The following is a 15,520-nucleotide window of genomic DNA, read 5'->3' on the forward strand; positions in this document are numbered from 1 at the left end:
GTCAGACGGCTTCCTGCAAGGCGGCGGGGCGGACGACACGTTGACGCGCCGCGCGCCAGGCGTCGACCAGAACCGCGAACCGGCCCGACAGATCGGCGATGGCGGCTTCGTCGTCGATGCGCCCGGTCAGCCATTGCTCGGCGGCCTCGGCGAAGATGGTGCGGCCGACGGCGAAGCCCTTGATGATCGGGGCGGCGGCGGCGGCCTCGAACGAGGCGATCAGGGCGTCTTGCGGCGCCGACAGACCGAGCAGCAGCACGCCCCGGCAGTGGGGATCATTGGCGCGGATCGTGGTCTCGACATTGACCCAGGCGGCGGGGTCCTCGGTCGGCTCCAGCTTCCACCAGTCGGGCTTCATGCCCAGGTCGTAGAGGCGCTGGATGGTGCGGGCGATGGTCTGGGCGTCGATGTCGCCGAGGCCGGAGGCGATGATCTCGACCAGCAGTTCATGGCCGGTCTTGCGGCAGGCGTCCTGAAGCCGAAGCAACTGGCGCTCCTGCCGTTCGCGCATCTCGGCGGTGTCCTCGGGGTGATAGAAGGCCAGGCATTTGACCACATGATTGGCGGGCCAGGTCGCCAGTTCGGTGGCCACGTCGGCTGAACTTTCAAACTCCAGCGGACGCGAGCCGGGCAGTTCGATGGGACGGCCGATCCAGTAGCGATGGTCCGCCGCCGCTTCCAGACCACGCATGCCGAAGCGGCCGTCCAGCAGGACGCCGAAGCGCGGGTCGCCCTGCGCCAGCCGGTCCACGGCCTTGAGGGCCAAGGCCTTGAAGGCGGGGATGCGTTCGGGATCGGCGCCGACCTTGCGGCACAGGTCCTCGAACTGGCTGCGGTGGTCCATGGCCAGGACCGTCAGTTCGTCGGGCACAGCGGCGCGGGTGGTGACCCAGTGGATGTGTTCCAGCTCCGCGTCCTCGCGCAGACGGAACGGACGTTCCACGCCGCTGAGGAACATCTGCAGCTCCTCCCAGGTCGGCATGGCCGGGGCGCAACCGTGACGAGAGACGACGATGGCGCCGCAGGCGTTGCCGTATTCGCAACAGGTCTCTAGCGGGGCGTCGCGCAGCCAGCCGCGCAGGAAGCCGGCCATGAAGGCGTCGCCAGCGCCCAGCACATTATAGACTTCGACGCGGAAGCCGCGCCCGACGATCCCGTCGTCCAGGCTGGCGGGAATGGCGTCGGGGAAGGCCGAGCAGCCGTCAGGCCCGCGCTTGCACACCAGCAGGGCCGGGCTGCGCTCGCGGATGGCGCGCAGGGCGGTCAGGGTGTCGGTCGAACCGCCGAGGATGTGGATTTCTTCTTCCGTGCCGACGATCAGGTCGCACAGGGGCAGGACCTGTTGCAGGCGGGCGGTGACGGCGGCGTCGGCGACGAAGCGGTTCTCGCCCATGTCCTTGCCGGTCAGCCCCCACAGGACGGGGCGGTAGTCGATGTCGAACACCACCCGACCACCCGCCGCCTTGACCAGTTCGCAGGCGCGGATCGAGGCGTCGAACACGGCCGATTGCGACAGGTGGGTGCCGTTGATCAGCACCGCGCCGGCCGACTGGATAAAGGCTGCGTCCACGTCGTCGGCGACCAGCGCCATGTCGGCGCAGTTCTCGCGATAGAAGATCAGGGGGAAGGTGTCGGGATCGCGGATGCCGAGGAAGACCAGGGCCGTCAGTCGCTCGCGGTCCTCGATCACCCCGTCGACGGCGACGCCCTCGCGCGCCAGCTGTTCGCGGATGAAACGGCCGAAATGGTCGGCGCCGACGCGGGTCAGAAGGCCGGTGTTCAGCCCTAGGCGCGACCCGCCGACGGCGGTGTTGGTGGGGCTGCCGCCCACGTATTTGGCGAAGGAGGTCATGTCCTCCAGCCGCCCGCCGATCTGCTGGCCGTACAGGTCCACGCAGGACCGGCCCACCGTGATCAGATCAAGCCGAGGAGGGGCAGCCGCCATTCGGGACCGTCTTTCGCCATGCAACACTCGCCCGCCCCGTGCGGTCGATATGTAACGTATATTCTAGCGATGGAACTTTCGCAACAGATGTTTCATTCTGTCGTGCGGTTTCGCGCCGGACGCTGTGCAGGCGGGGCTTTCTCGGTCTGCGAGGCGGCGAAGGCGTAGGAAATCACCAGGGCCTGGGCCAGGCACATGGAGGCGGACAGCGAACGGAACTTGCGAATCTCGGCCTCGCGCACTTGCAAGACCAGGTCGGCCGGCTTGGCCACCGGGCTGACCAGGCTGTCGCTGATCGACAGAACGGCGGCGCCGCGATCGGCGGCGTCCTCGATCAACTCGACCGCCTCTTCGGCATAGGGGTGGTAGCTGACGGCGATCAGCAGGTCGCGGTCGGAAATCGCGTGGACCTGCTGGCGGGTCATGCCGCCGACGCTGTCGATGAACAGGGTCTTCTTGTCCACCTGATGCAGGGAGTAGGCGATATAGGCCGCGACCGGGAAGGAGCGGCGGAAGCCCGCCACATAGACGGTGTCGGCCTGGTCGATCATGGCCACGGCGGCGGCCATGTCCTTGGCCGAGACGATCTCGGACAGGTTCTGAAGGGCCAGGGTGTTGCCCTCGATGAACTCGGCCAGGACCTGGGCCGGGTCGCCGACGGCGCTTCCGTCCACGGTTTCAGAGAACTGGCGGACCCGCTCGCTGTAGCCCAGGGCCGCAGCCCCCGACAGCAGGCCGTCTCGGAACAGGCGCTGCATCTGGGTGGCGCCGTCATAGCCGAAGGTCTTGGCGAAGCGGACGATGGCCGAGGGCTGGACGCCGCTGCGATCCGCCAGGACCGCCAGGGTCTCCAGCGCCACGGCGTTGGGTTCGTCCAGCACATAGCGGGCGATCTGCTGCAAGCGCTTGCTCAGCGATTCGTAACGCTCAAGGATGGCGGCGCGCAGTTCTTCAGCCGTGTCGGGCGGCGTAGGGGTGTCGGTCATCGCAGTCCCGTCGAGGTTGTTCAGCGACAATCTAGCGCTCGCCGCCTTCGCCCTCAATGGAATGAAACGTCGCTCCTTGAAAATTCCATTTCATGGATAGACAGAACGAATATTCTATGATGTTTCGGCCTCGAACCGCGCGGGAGGGCGACGTGGAACGGACATTCCAGACGGCCATCGACGTGGCCCTGATCGGGGCCGGGCGCATGGGCTCGATCCATGGTCCCAACGCCGCCCGCCATCCGGGGCTGACGCTGAAATATGTCGTGGACCGTCAAGGCGTGAACGCCCGGCGTCTGGCCGAGCCTTTCGGGGCCGAGGTCGTCGCTCTGGAACAGGCGCTGGCGGACCCGTCGATTGGCGCGGTTCTGGTCTGCAGTTCGACCGACCAGCATCTGGATCATGTGCTGGCGGCGGTCGCGGCGGGCAAGGCGGTCTTCTGCGAGAAGCCGCTGGATCTGGATCTGGAGAAGGTGCGAGCGGCGGGGCCGGCGTTGCAGGATGCGCGGCTGATGCTGGCCTTCAACCGGCGATTCGATCCCCATTTCGTCGCGCTGAAGGCGCGGGTGGAGGCGGGCGCGGTCGGGCGGCTGGAGAGCCTGCATCTGACCAATCACGACCCCGCCGCCCCGCCGCCGGGCTTCATCCCGACCAGCGGCGGCCTGTTCAAGGACTTCACCATCCACGATCTGGACCTGGCGCGCTGGCTGCTGGACGAACCGATCGTCGAGGTCTTCGCCACCGCCTCCTGCCTCGTTGATCCCGAGATCGGGCGTCAGGGTGATGTGGACACGGCTCGCACCCTGCTGAAGACGGCGTCGGGGCGGCTGTGCGTCATCTCCAACACGCGTCGCAGCGGCTATGGCTATGATCAGCGGATCGAAGCCTTTGGCTCGAAGGGCATGGTCGCCGCCGGCAACGTGGCGGGCGACACGGTTCAGGTCGCCACCGAGGCGGGGCTGACCGGCACGCCGATCCTGCCCGGTTTTCTGGAACGCTATGCCGGGGCCTATCGCGCCGAGATGGATCATTTCGCCGGGGTGGTTCACGGCATGAACGAACCCGCCGTGGGCTATGAGGCGGGGCTGCAGGCCCTGGCCCTGGCCGAAGCCTGCGACCTGTCCGTGCGGACGGGCCGCCCTGTCAGATTTTGAGGGAGTGGATTTCATGCACAAGGTCGCCCTGATCGGCGCCGGCCGGATCGGCCGCATTCACGGACGCAACGCCGCGCTGAACGGCCGGATCACACTGGCGGGGGTCGTGGATCCCGTCGCGGTCGCTGCTGAGGCTTTGGCGGGCGAATGGTCGGTGCCGGTCCTGTCGCTGGATGAGGCCTTGAACGATCCCTCCATCGCCGGGGTCATTATCGCCAGCTCGACCGACACCCACCTGGACTACAGTGTCCGCGCCGCCCGCGCGGGCAAGGCCATATTCTGCGAGAAACCGATCGATCAGGATCTGGAGCGGGCGCGCGGCGCCGAGGCCGACCTGAAGAACGCGCGGATGCTGCTGGCCTTCAACCGGCGCTTCGATCCCAACTTCCAGGCGGTGAAGGCGCGGCTGGACGGCGGCGGGATCGGGGTGCTGGAAAGCCTGCAGATCACCTCCAACGACCCGTCGCCGCCGCCGCCGTCCTACGTCGCCGTGTCCGGCGGCCTGTTCAAGGACATGGCCATCCATGACTTCGACATGGCGCGCTGGATCCTGGGCGAAGAGGTGGTCGAAGTCTTCGCCTTCGGCAGTTGCCTGGTCGATCCCGAGATCGGCAGGCTGGGCGACGTGGACACCGCGCGCACGGTGCTGAAGACGGCGTCGGGTCGGCTGTGCGTCATCTCCAACAGCCGCCGCTCCGGCTTTGGCTATGACCAGCGCATCGAGGCCTTCGCCTCGGGCGGCATGGTGCGGGCTGACAATGTGCTGGAGTCCACGGTCCAGGTCTGGAACGAGGCGGGCGCCTCGGCGGATCGGTTCCAGAACTTCTTCCTCGATCGCTACGCTGAGGCCTATCGCAGCGAGATGGAGCATTTCGCCGACATTCTGGATGGGGCCAAGCCCTCGGTCGGCTACGCCGACGGCGTCGCGGCCCTGGCCCTGGCCGAAGCGGCCGCACGGTCGGTTCAGACGGGCGAGGTGGTCAGGCTGGCGTGACGCCAGCCAGACATCCGCCTGAGTTCAGGCCCGACCGGCCGGCCGCCGGTCGGGCTTTTTCATGGGCGGGAGGCGATCAGCCGCGAGCGTACCAGGCGGTCGAAGTCCTCAAGCCGGCAAGGCGCGTCGCAGCCGGGGATCAGGATATATTGGAAGGCCGCCTGTTCGTCCCCGGTCAGGGGCCGCAGGTCGCGCACCTGATCCATGGTCTGGGCGCGGTAGAAGGCGCGAACGGCGCCTTGCCCCGCCGCGTCACGCCACAGCTCGAAGCCCACAGCGCCACCGGGCGGCGGATTATCGGCCGGATAGCCGGGCACTTTCCAGTGCAGGTCCAGCATCCCGCCCAGATCAGCGATATTGGTGTCATGCCCGGCCAGAACCGTGAGGGCCGGGCCGTTCTCCAGCGCGTCCAGCATCCGCCGGGCCAGAGGCGAGGCGGCGCGGGCGGCGACATAGGGGGCGCGGCCCTCATAATAGAATTTCAGCGTGTGGAAGCTCAGGAAGGCCTCGATGTCGTCGCGGCTGACGCGGCCCCATCCGACCTGATCCATCGGCTTGCCCTCCAGATATTCCAGCAGGAAGGTCTGGGACACGGTCGAGGCCAGACCTAACGGCGGGGCCAGATCGGCGCGGTCTTCGTCGTTGCGGGTCAGGGTCTGCGGCCATTGCGACAGATCGCATCCGGCGGGCAGGGCCTGTTCGGCGCAGACCTCGACCGTGCAGCAGCCCAGAACCGCGCTGAGCCGTTTCAGCATTGGCGCCTGATGCGTCATTTCAGCCTCCAGTCCGCCCGCCGGGGCCAGGGCCATCTGCGCGGCCAGGGCCAGATCAGGATCTATGGCGACCGCGCCGGCGTCCAGCGGGTGGAACTCGGCGTCATCGGCGGGGCTGGCGGGGAACTCGACCTCCAGCGGACACCCGGGCGCCAGACCTTCGGCCAGGGCGCGGGCCGTGGCCTGGGTGCGCGACTTGGAGCTGGCGGCCAGATGCACCTGACCGGCGGCGGGACAGCCCTCGGCGGGCAGCAGGCCCTGATCGACCCAATGGCGTCGGTCCCACTGGGCCAGCAGCCGCACCGCGTCATAGCCATGCGGCGTCAGCTCTCCCCATTCGACGGACCAGGCGGGCCAGGCCTGAGCCGCCACGCCGGGCGGGGTCACGGCGGCCTTGGTCGGCGGCCGCACCCCGTGGCGCATCAGCATGACCACGCGCTCCAGATGGGGTTCGTGCGATGGCGCGGTGGCCGCAATCTGGGTGGTGGCACAGGCGCTGAGCAGTGCTGACGCCGCCAGCGCAGCGGCAGGGAAACTCATCCTCATGGCAGAACCTCAAAAAGAAGCGGCGGCCCCAGGAGGGACCGCCGCGAGTTGTCGCTCAGGAGATGCTAGAGCGGTTCCTAGAAGGTCAGTTGAACGCCAGCGCGCAGCGAGTAGCCGTAGCGCTCATTCTCGGCGATGCGGTCGCGTCGCCCGACGAAGAAGCGTTGCGGTTCGTCATTCAGGTTGGAGGCTTCCAGCGAGATCGAGGCGCGGTCGTTGATCTTGTAGGCCACGCGGGCGTCCCACTGGTTGAAGTCGTCGACATAAAGGTCTTCGGACGCCTCGCTGCCCACGGTGTCGAGGTAGGCGGACCGATAGGTGTAGGCCACGCGTCCCGAAAAGCCGCCACGCTCGTAGCTGAGCTGGGCCGAGGCCACCTTGTCCGACTGGGTCAGCAGCGGCACCTCGTCGTCGCGGCCTGGAACGCCGCTGGCCTTGGAATCCACCAGGGTCAGGTTGACACCGCCGCTGAAGCCCTTGATCGGCAGGAAGTCGAGTTCGGACTGGAAGTTGAACTCGATGCCGTTGACCTCGGCCTTGTCGGCGTTGACCGGGGTCGTGACCTCTGCGTCGGTCAGGAAGATGCCGGCATAGGTGACGTCGGTCAGGTCCTGGGTCGAGAAGAAGATCGGATTTTCGATCTGCTTGCGGAAGACCGAGACCGACAGCACGCCCGAGCGGCCCAGATAATATTCCGCCGCCAGGTCGAAGTTGACCGATTCCAGCGCTTGCAAGTCGGGGTTGCCGACTGCCACCTCCTCATCGCCCGTGTTGACGATCACATAGGGGGCGAGGTCCTCGTAGTTGGGGCGCCCGATGGCGGTGGTGATCGCGCCGCGCAGAACCAGGCTGTCCGATGCGTCGTAGCGGACGTTCAGGCCGGGGAACCAGTCAGTGTATTCCCGCTTGCCGAAGACGTCGAAGCCCTGATCCAGGGTCGAGGTGTCGGTGATGCTCTTGGCGGCGAACTCACCCTGGGTGTGCTCGACGCGAACGCCGGGGATGAAGGTCCAGCGATCAAACTTCAGCGTCGCCATGGCGTAGGCGGCGGTGATGGTTTCGCTGATGTCGTAGTCGGCGGCCAGGCTGTCGCCGATGGTGGCCTCGTCGTCGATCTCGAAATCAGCGCGATTAGCGGCGAAATAGGCGTCGGCCAGGTCCTGACTGACGGTTGGCCCGAACCGATAGCGACCGTCATAGATGCTGTCGATCGTCCGGCCCGCGACCTGGTCCAGCGTCAGGCTGTCGCCCTCGTAGTCATAGGTGACGGCGTTGGCGTCGTTGGTTTTCTTGCGACTGATATACTTGGCGCCGACCTTGATCGAGGAGCCGTCGCCGAAGTTGAGCGGCATCCGATAGTCGATGCGGGCCTGATACAGGTCCTCGACCGCCTCGCGGCTTTCATAGCTGACGCTGTCGGCCTCATAGGCGGACGGGTCATAGGCTGCGGCTTCTGGATTGAAGATGTAGAGGTCCTGGCTCAGGTCGTAGGAGCCCGACAGGCCGCCGGTCTTGAACTCCCATTCGTCGCGGCGCGGGTCGCGCTTGTTGGCGCGGGAATAGGTGCCTTCGACATTCAGTTCGCTTTCGCCGAAGGTCCAGGCCCCGCCGATCGACGAAGTAAAGGTGTCGGTGTTCTCGGCGCGGGTGCGGACACGGCGATTGGCGTCGGCGTCAGCGAAGTCGCCGCTGGTCGGGGTGGTGTTGGAGAAGATGGTGTCGTCTTCGTCCAGTTCCACCGAGAAGTTGTCGCGGGTCTCGGCGTCCTCATATTTGGAATAGAGGAAGCGCAGGAACATCTTGGCGTCGTCGTTCGGCCGCCAGTCGAAATTGGCGACCGCCCCGGTGCGTTTGCGGTTGGTGGTGTAGGGACGGATGGTGAATTCTTCAGGCACCTCATTGCCGTTGACCTCGATCCGGCCTTCGCCGCCCTGGAGGTTCTCGGCGGCGATGAAACGCTCGGAGAAGTTGGCCGCCAGCACCATGCCGAACTGGCGGTTCTGACCGAAGACCGTGCCGTAGCTGGCGTCGAACTCATAGGGATTGTCGTCCGCCAGTTCGTTGTAGCCATAGGCCGCGCGCAGGGTGCCGAAGGTCTTGTTCCGGTCAAAGGCGGTCAGGGTGACGATATTGGCCTGACCGGCGATGGCGTTGGCGTCCAGATCGGGCGTCAGGGTCTTGACCACGGTGACAGAGCCGATCAGGGCCGAGGGAATGTCGTCCAGCTTGACCTGGCGACCGTCCGGCTCGGGCGCAGGCGCCGTCTGGCCGTTCAGGGTGACGTTCAGCAGATCGGGCGAAACGCCGCGAACCGTCAGATAGCGGCTTTCGCCCATGTCGTTGGAGGTGGACAGGCCGGGCAGGCGGCGCAGGGCCTCGGCCACGTTCTGATCGGGCAGGCGGCCCACGTCGTCGGCGCGCACGGCGTCGACCTGATTGTCGGAGCGGCGCTTGTTTTCCAGTGCGGCGCGGTCTGCGGCGCGGCGGCCCGTGACGACGATCTCGTCGATCGTCGTGGCCGCCTGATCGGCGCTTTGCGCCCACGCCGCGGCGGGGGTTAGCAGACAGGTTGAAAGCAAGACGGCCTTCAAGGCCATTTGACGATAGGCGCGCATATTTCCCTCTCCCCGCGCCGTCCATTTTCATCCGGCAACGGATGCAGGGCGGCTTATGAGAACGAGGCTACGAACAAACATTCCATCTTGCAAGTCATTTGGAAAATCTCTTGCAGAATGGTCGTCGTCGCGTATCTTTCGCAAAACGCCACTACTGCGCCCCTGGCGTAGGGCGGCGATAAATGTGGGAGGCGACCATGACCAACAGGCTGACGGGCAATCTTTTTGGAGCTAGCGCTATGGTGCTGGCGATGGCGATTGGCGGGGCTGCCTGGGCCCAGGACGCAGCGGCCCCGGTCGTGGCGGCGGCGATCGATACGACCTCGACCGGCGAGGCCAGCAGCGGCGTGATCGTGCTGGGCGCCGACGCGCGACAGCATCGTCTGGTGTCGGCCGCGGGGCTTGCAGGCTTGGAGATCTTTGATCTGACGGGCGCGCGCGTGGGCGCAGTTCCGGCGGGCGAGGCTGGGGGGTTGGACCTCCGCTACGGCTTCCCGATCAAGGGCCAGCCTGAGACGCTGCTGGTCTCGACCGACAAGACCGACAATAGCCTGCGGATCTTCGCCATGCGCAACGGCGCGCCGGTCGAGGTGGGCGCGCGCGCCGTGCCTCTGGGTTTCGCCGTCGAGGATGTCTGCCTGCTGCGCAACGCCAGCGACGGCGGCCTCTATGCCGTGGCCGTGGGCGACGGCGGCGAGATCGAACAACTGCTGCTTTACGCCGATGCCGAGGGCAGGGTGGACGCGCGCTCGGCGCGCCGCATCAACCTGCCGTCCAAGGTCAAATACTGCGTCGCCGACGATGCGACGGGCCAGCTCTACGTCTCGCAGCAGGCGGTGGGCGTCTGGCGCTTCAACGGCGACCCGGAGGCTGATGCCGCGCCCGCCCTGGTCGACGCGGCGGGTCTGGGCCGGATCAGCGAAGAGAGCGGGTCGCTGGCCCTCTATGACGGCGGCCAGGGCGCGCGCTATCTGATCGCGACCGACGCCTCCAGCGGGCGGCTGTTCGTCTATGACCACGGCGCGGATGACGCCTGGCTCGGCGCCGCCAGCCTGACGGGCCGCGGCGGCGCGGCGGTCAAGGAGCCTGGCGCGCTGCAAGTCGTCGGCGCGTCGCTGGGCGCGGGTCTGCCCTCGGGCGCCCTGCTGGTGACGGACGAGGATGCGCCCGAGGGCGCCAACTACAAGCTGGTGTCGATCTCCGCCCTGACCGGGGCGCTGAACCTGTCGGCGGGCACGCCGCAGGACGCGCGCGCCGTCGCTGCGCCGCGCTTCCCCGCCGTGGTCGCCGTGGCGGAAACCGCCCCGGTGGGCAGCCCCGGCGACGCCGCCGACGACCCAGCCATATGGGCTGATCCGAAGAACCCGGCCAACAGCCTGGTCATCGGTACGGACAAGAAGGCGGGGCTGAACCTTTACGACATGCAAGGTCGCGTTCTTCAGCACCTGCCCGACGGCAAGATGAACAATGTCGATCTGCGCGAAGGTTTCATGCTGGGCGGTCAGCCGGTGGTGCTGGTCACGGCCAGCGACCGCACCAACAAGGCCGTCGCCATCTATCGCCTCGACACCGAGGCGCGCCGCCTGATCAACATCGCTGACGGCGTGCAGCCGACGGGGCAGGGCGATCCCTATGGCCAGTGCATGTATAGGTCGGCTCGTACCGGCAAGACCTATGTCTTCATCAATGATTCCAACGGCGAGAAGCGTCAGTGGGAACTGGTCGACGCCGGAAACGGCAAGGTCCGCGCGGTTCGCGTCCGCGACTTCGCCTTCGCCAGCCAGGTCGAGGGCTGCGTCGCCGACGACGCCAGCGGCCTGCTGTTCGTGGCCGAGGAGGACGTTGGCCTTTGGCGTCTGTCGGCGGAACCGGATGGCGGCTCGGCCATGACGATGGTCGCGCGCATCAGCGAAAACCCGGCGCTGAAGGACGATATGGAAGGCGTCGGACTCTATGATCTGGGCGACGGGCGCGGCTATGTGGTCGCCTCCAGTCAGGGCAACGACAGCTACGCTGTCTTCCGGCGCGAAGGGGATCAGGCCTATCTGGGCTCCTTCATCGTCGTCGCCGACGGCGCGCGCGGCATCGACGGCGTGTCCGAGACCGACGGTCTGGACGTGACCAGTCGCAACCTCGGCCCCGGCTTCGAGCACGGCGCCATGGTGGCTCAGGACGGACGCAACGTCCTGCCAGGCGAGACCCAGAACTTCAAATACGTGCCGTGGAAGTCCATCGCCGACGCTCTCGGCCTGGAGGTACGGCGCTAGGTCCGCACGCTTTCCGCGATCTGGGCGCCTGCCTTGGCTACCCGTTGTCCGGCTTCGGCTATAGGTTGGCCTCGGCAATCACACGGCGACGGACGGGGCGAATGAGCGAAGCAGGCGAGCGGCGGCAGGGCATTCAGTCCGTGGGCATCGGGCTGCGGGTGCTGGAGGTGCTGGCTTCGCAGAGCGGGGCGGCGGCGCTGGGGGCGATTGCTCAGGCGTCGGACCTGTCAGCGTCTCAGGCGCACCGCTATCTGGCCAGTCTGATCGCGGCGGGGATGGCGCGTCAGGATGCCGCGACGGGGCGGTATGAGCTGGGCTCGGGCGCCTTGCGTCTGGGGCTGGCGGCCCTGTCGCGGATGGACAGTTTCCGCGAGGCGGCGATCGCCCTGACCGACTATGTCGTCGAGACCGGGCGCACGGTGCAGATGGGCGCCTTGGGGCCGACGGGGCCGATCGTGGTGCGCTGGATCATGGGCACGCCGGCCATCTCGACCTCGCTGATGGTCGGCTCGCCCCTGCCGTTGCTCAGTTCGGCGACGGGGCATGTGTTTCTGGCCTTCCGGCCAGAGGCGGCGACGCGTCAGATGGTCGAGCGCGAAACCCAGCCGCAGTTTCAGCCAGTCGATGTCGAGGGTCTGCGCGTGCGGGTGCGGCGCGACGGCTATTCGGCCATCCGGGGTGATCTGATCCCCGGCTTGCGGGCCACCGCCGTGCCGATCTTCGACCTGCAGGGGGAGGCGGTCTTCACCGCCACCGTGCTGGCCACCGACGTGTTCAAACCGGAATACGACGATCAGGCGCGCCAGCGCCTGATCGAGGTCTGCGACGAGATCACCCGGTCGACGGGCGGGGTGCGCCCCGCCTGACGGATCAGGCGGCGGCGGCCTTGCGCAGGTCGGTCGCCGGGTCGGACGCCGTTTCCGCCATCAGCACCTTGCCCATCAGACGCCGCGCCGCAGCGAAGTCGCGCGGCTGATCCAGACAGACGGCCCCGACCAGGGCGCCGTCGCGCAGATAGAGACGCACCGCCTCGCCGCGTGACACGACCGCGTCGCCCGCCGCCGGATCTCCGAGAATCTGCAGGTTGTGGCCGCACTGGGCGGTCCAGAACCAGGGCGTCGGATCGACCTCGGCGGGATGGCCCATGATCGCCAGGGCGGCGGCGCGGGCCGAGGTCTGGGCGTGAGCCCAGGTCTCCATGCGGGCGGCGGCGCCGTCTCGCGTCCGGGCGGCCAGATCACCGACGGCGAAGATGCGGTGGTCGGCGGGCGAACGGTAGTCGTCGCTGACCAGAACCCCGCCCTCGACTGGCAGGCCCGCCGTCTCGGCCATCTCGGTCGAGGGGATGATGCCGATGCCGACGACGATCAAGTCGGCCTCGATGGTCGAGTCGTCGTCCAGCCGCGCCAGAACGGAACCGTCGGCGGCGTCTTCCAGCACTTGCAGCGACCGGCCCAGCTTCACCTCGACGCCGATGCGGGCGTGGGCGGCGGCCAGCCATTCGGCGGCCTCGGCCGGGACGTTGCGGCCCAGCAGTCGCTCGCCCGCTTCGATCACGGTCGCCGACAGGCCCAGACCGCGAAGGGTCGAGGCCGCTTCCAGACCGATGACTCCGCCGCCGATCACCAGGGCGCGGGCGCCGGGCGTGGCCGCCGCCGCGATGGCGCGGGCGTCGTCGGCGGTGCGCAGATAGCGGACGGCGGCATGGTCGGGCAGGGGCAGGCGACGCACGTGACCGCCCATGGCCAGGACCAGCTTGTCGAAGGGCTCGACCGCTCCGTCGGCCAGTCGAATCTCACCCTTGTCGCGATCGATGGCGACCGCCTCGGCGCCCAGTTTCAGGGTCACATTCAGCTCGGCCCAGCGTTCCGCGGGCGCCAGCCAGACCGGATCGGTCTCGGCGCCCGACAGATAATCCTTGGACAGGCTTGGACGTTCGTAGGGGGGGTGCGCCTCGTCGCCGACGACTAGGATAGACCCCGAAAAACCCAGCTCACGCAAGGCGATAGCGGTCGCGCCGCCAGCGTGCCCAGCCCCCAGAATGACGATGCGTTCAGCCATTTGTGATCTCCGCTTGTCGTTGCACTAGATGCAACGCGTTTGACATAGATCAAAAACCACGACACCAATGCGGTCAACGGCGACATGAGATCGCTGCTTCGAATTCTTTGTCCGGGAGCTTTCAGTGAACATCCCCGTACGCCCGCCGGAGGGCGAGAACAGCCGCGCATGGCCGGCCGACGTCGACGCCGCCGTGCCCTTCTGGGTCTATACGGACCCCGCGATCTACGCCGAGGAACTGCAGAAGATCTGGTACGGGCCGCACTGGCTCTATGTCGGTCTGGAGTGCGAACTCACCGAGGTCGGCGACTGGAAAACCACCACGCTCGGCGAAAAGCCCTGCGTCATGGTCCGCTCGGGTGAGGACGAGATCTCGGTCGTCGAGAACCGCTGCGCCCACAAGGGCGTCAAGTTCTGCCAGACCCGCACCGGCCACTCCAAGGAGCTGATCTGCCCCTATCACCAGTGGTCCTATGCCCTGAACGGCGACCTGCAGGGCGTGCCCTTCCGTCGTGGCGTCAAGCGCCAGGGCGGCATGCCGTCGGACTTCGATCCCAAGGACCACAGTCTGAACAAGCTGCGTGTCGAGGTCGTCAACGGCGTGGTCTGGGCCACCTTCTCGGACGAGACGCCGCCCTTCCGCGAATACCTAGGCGAGAAGTTCTGGAAGCACTACACCCGCGTCTATGACGGCCGGAAGTTGGAGGTGCTGGGCTACAACCGTCAGCACATCCCGGCCAACTGGAAGCAGATGCAGGAGAACATCAAGGACCCCTATCACGCGGGTCTGCTGCACGTCTTCTTCGCCACCTTCGGCCTGTTCCGCGCCGACCAGAAGTCCGCCGTCGATATCGACGACGAAGGCCGTCACGGCATCCTGATCTCGCGCAAGGGCGAGCAGGAAAAGACCGAGGCCATGGCCGACATCCGCAACTTCCAGGGCGATCTGGTGCTGGAGGACCCCCGCGTCATGGACGTGGTGCAGGAGTTTCCGGGCGAAGAGACCGTCGGGATGATCACCATCTTCCCCAGCGTGATCCTGCAACAGCAGGTCAACAGCCTGACCACGCGTCAGATCGTGCCCAAGGGACCGGGCGGCTTCGACTTCCACTGGACCCACTGGTGCTATGCCGATGACACGCCGGAGATGCGCCTGCGCCGCACGCGTCAGGCCAACCTGTTTGGCCCGGCCGGTTTCGTCTCGGCCGACGACGGCGAGGTTCTGGAAATGACCCAGCAGGGCGCCGCCGGCTCGCCGGACGAGCACTTCATCCTGCAGATGGGCGGCCGCGAGATCGCGCCGACCGATCACCAGGTCACGGAAACCGCCGTGCGCGGCATGTACCGCTACTGGCGCAAGGTGATGGGCCTGTGAGCGCGACCATGACCATCGCCCGCGACGAAATCCGCGACCTGTACGACGCCTATTACGGCGTGCTGGACGACGTCGATCTGCACGCCTGGCCCGACTTCTTCACCGAGGACTGCCTCTATCGGGTGATCCCGCGCGAGAACTTCGACGCCGGCTATACGCTCAGCACCATGCAGGCCGAGAGCCGGGGCATGCTGAAGGATCGGGTGACCGGCCTGACGCGCACCCAGATGTATGCGCCGCGCTACTATCGTCGCTTCCCCACCGCGCCGCGCGTGACGGCTCAGGATGAGGTCAGCGTCAGCGTCCGTCACAACCTGCTGGTGGTGCAGACCCTGGTGGACAAGCAGTCGGACATCATCCTGTCCGCCGTCTGCCACGACCGCATCGTCCGCGACGGCGACCGGCTGCGCTTTGTCGAGCGCGTCGTCGTCTTCGATTCCGAAATGATCCCCAACAGTCTGGTGTACCCCGCATGACCGAAGCCGCGATCCTGTCGTGGGTGGCGACTTTGCCGCCCTCAGCCCTCGATGAACATGGCGTGGCCAAGGCCAGCGCCAATGGCCTGAGCGTCGCCCTCTATGTCGTGGACGGCGAGTATTTCGCCACCGCTGACCTGTGCACCCACGGCGCCGCCAGCCTGTCGGACGGCTTCCTCGACGGTGAGCTGATCGAATGCCCGCTGCATCAGGGCACCTTCAATGTGAAGACCGGCGCCCCGGTCGATGCGCCTTGCTCGGTCGCCGTGCGCAGCTTCCCGGTCAAGCTTCAGGACGGCCTGCTGCACGTCGGCATGGAGGGCTAGGC

General features: G+C 67.1%; 12 protein-coding genes. 7 read left to right on the forward strand and 5 right to left on the reverse strand.

Going from position 1 to position 15,520, the window contains the following annotated elements:
• Position 1: 1 nt before the first annotated feature.
• Together iolC and P0Y52_03420 are read right to left on the reverse strand one after the other, a co-directional pair.
• The gene (gene iolC, locus P0Y52_03415; GenBank protein ID WEK58597.1) at positions 2 to 1,945 is read right to left on the reverse strand and encodes a 5-dehydro-2-deoxygluconokinase; all 1,944 of its coding nucleotides are present in this window, start codon (positions 1,943 to 1,945) and stop codon (positions 2 to 4) included.
• A 92-nt stretch (positions 1,946 to 2,037) separates the two neighbouring features.
• Complete coding sequence (locus P0Y52_03420; protein ID WEK58598.1) at positions 2,038 to 2,931, reverse strand: MurR/RpiR family transcriptional regulator; 894 nt, start codon at positions 2,929 to 2,931, stop codon at positions 2,038 to 2,040.
• A gap of 152 nt (positions 2,932 to 3,083) precedes the next feature.
• On the opposite strand from P0Y52_03420, the gene iolG (P0Y52_03425) reads away from it, so the two are divergent.
• Positions 3,084 to 4,085, forward strand: coding sequence for an inositol 2-dehydrogenase (iolG, locus tag P0Y52_03425; GenBank protein WEK58599.1), 1,002 nt, complete (start codon positions 3,084 to 3,086; stop codon positions 4,083 to 4,085).
• 13 nt (positions 4,086 to 4,098) lie between these two features.
• The gene (iolG, locus tag P0Y52_03430) at positions 4,099 to 5,079 is read left to right on the forward strand and encodes an inositol 2-dehydrogenase (GenBank protein ID WEK58600.1); all 981 of its coding nucleotides are present in this window, start codon (positions 4,099 to 4,101) and stop codon (positions 5,077 to 5,079) included.
• A 59-nt stretch (positions 5,080 to 5,138) separates the two neighbouring features.
• Here the strand turns inward: iolG (P0Y52_03430) and P0Y52_03435 are convergent, their stop codons facing one another.
• Positions 5,139 to 6,398: a histidine-type phosphatase gene (locus P0Y52_03435; protein WEK58601.1), complete on the reverse strand. Its 1,260-nt coding sequence runs from the start codon at positions 6,396 to 6,398 to the stop codon at positions 5,139 to 5,141.
• 77 nt (positions 6,399 to 6,475) lie between these two features.
• Positions 6,476 to 9,013: a TonB-dependent receptor gene (locus P0Y52_03440; GenBank protein WEK58602.1), complete on the reverse strand. Its 2,538-nt coding sequence runs from the start codon at positions 9,011 to 9,013 to the stop codon at positions 6,476 to 6,478.
• Between the two features lie 197 nt (positions 9,014 to 9,210).
• Between P0Y52_03440 and P0Y52_03445 the strand changes: the two genes are divergently transcribed.
• Complete coding sequence (locus tag P0Y52_03445; GenBank protein ID WEK58603.1) at positions 9,211 to 11,280, forward strand: phytase; 2,070 nt, start codon at positions 9,211 to 9,213, stop codon at positions 11,278 to 11,280.
• Positions 11,281 to 11,381: 101 nt separating this feature from the next.
• Positions 11,382 to 12,146 carry an IclR family transcriptional regulator gene (locus tag P0Y52_03450; protein WEK58604.1) on the forward strand — a complete coding sequence of 255 codons (765 nt, stop codon included), beginning with the start codon at positions 11,382 to 11,384 and terminating at the stop codon, positions 12,144 to 12,146.
• Between the two features lie 4 nt (positions 12,147 to 12,150).
• Here P0Y52_03450 and P0Y52_03455 read toward each other — a convergent pair whose 3' ends face one another.
• Positions 12,151 to 13,341 (reverse strand): FAD-dependent oxidoreductase, encoded by a 1,191-nt coding sequence (locus P0Y52_03455; protein WEK58605.1) that lies wholly within the window; start codon positions 13,339 to 13,341, stop codon positions 12,151 to 12,153.
• A gap of 124 nt (positions 13,342 to 13,465) precedes the next feature.
• Here P0Y52_03455 and P0Y52_03460 point away from each other — a divergent pair, with 124 nt between their 5' ends.
• From P0Y52_03460 to P0Y52_03470, 3 genes are read left to right on the forward strand one after another with little or no spacing between them, the layout of a single operon-like run.
• On the forward strand, positions 13,466 to 14,716 hold the full coding sequence (locus tag P0Y52_03460) for an aromatic ring-hydroxylating dioxygenase subunit alpha (protein WEK58606.1): 1,251 nt from the start codon (positions 13,466 to 13,468) through the stop codon (positions 14,714 to 14,716).
• An 8-nt stretch (positions 14,717 to 14,724) separates the two neighbouring features.
• On the forward strand, positions 14,725 to 15,192 hold the full coding sequence (locus P0Y52_03465; protein ID WEK58607.1) for a nuclear transport factor 2 family protein: 468 nt from the start codon (positions 14,725 to 14,727) through the stop codon (positions 15,190 to 15,192).
• Positions 15,189 to 15,518, forward strand: a complete 330-nt coding sequence (locus P0Y52_03470) for a non-heme iron oxygenase ferredoxin subunit (protein ID WEK58608.1) — start codon at positions 15,189 to 15,191, stop codon at positions 15,516 to 15,518. The genes P0Y52_03465 and P0Y52_03470 overlap by 4 nt, the downstream gene beginning before the upstream one ends.
• The last annotated feature ends 2 nt before the right edge of the window (positions 15,519 to 15,520 follow it).

The sequence above is a fragment of the Candidatus Brevundimonas phytovorans genome, assembly GCA_029203145.1.
In the GTDB taxonomy this organism is placed as follows: Bacteria; Pseudomonadota; Alphaproteobacteria; order Caulobacterales; family Caulobacteraceae; genus Brevundimonas; species Brevundimonas phytovorans.

Bases quoted from the DNA above. Each gene is read 5' to 3' on its own strand.
- iolC (WEK58597.1), bottom strand. From the start codon at position 1,945: ATGGCGGCTGCCCCTCCTCGGCTTGATCTGATCACGGTGGGCCGGTCC.
- P0Y52_03420 (WEK58598.1), bottom strand. From the start codon at position 2,931: ATGACCGACACCCCTACGCCGCCCGACACGGCTGAAGAACTGCGCGCC.
- iolG (WEK58600.1), top strand. From the start codon at position 4,099: ATGCACAAGGTCGCCCTGATCGGCGCCGGCCGGATCGGCCGCATTCAC.
- P0Y52_03435 (WEK58601.1), bottom strand. From the start codon at position 6,398: ATGAGGATGAGTTTCCCTGCCGCTGCGCTGGCGGCGTCAGCACTGCTC.
- P0Y52_03440 (WEK58602.1), bottom strand. From the start codon at position 9,013: ATGCGCGCCTATCGTCAAATGGCCTTGAAGGCCGTCTTGCTTTCAACC.
- P0Y52_03445 (WEK58603.1), top strand. From the start codon at position 9,211: ATGACCAACAGGCTGACGGGCAATCTTTTTGGAGCTAGCGCTATGGTG.
- P0Y52_03450 (WEK58604.1), top strand. From the start codon at position 11,382: ATGAGCGAAGCAGGCGAGCGGCGGCAGGGCATTCAGTCCGTGGGCATC.
- P0Y52_03455 (WEK58605.1), bottom strand. From the start codon at position 13,341: ATGGCTGAACGCATCGTCATTCTGGGGGCTGGGCACGCTGGCGGCGCG.
- P0Y52_03465 (WEK58607.1), top strand. From the start codon at position 14,725: ATGACCATCGCCCGCGACGAAATCCGCGACCTGTACGACGCCTATTAC.
- P0Y52_03470 (WEK58608.1), top strand. From the start codon at position 15,189: ATGACCGAAGCCGCGATCCTGTCGTGGGTGGCGACTTTGCCGCCCTCA.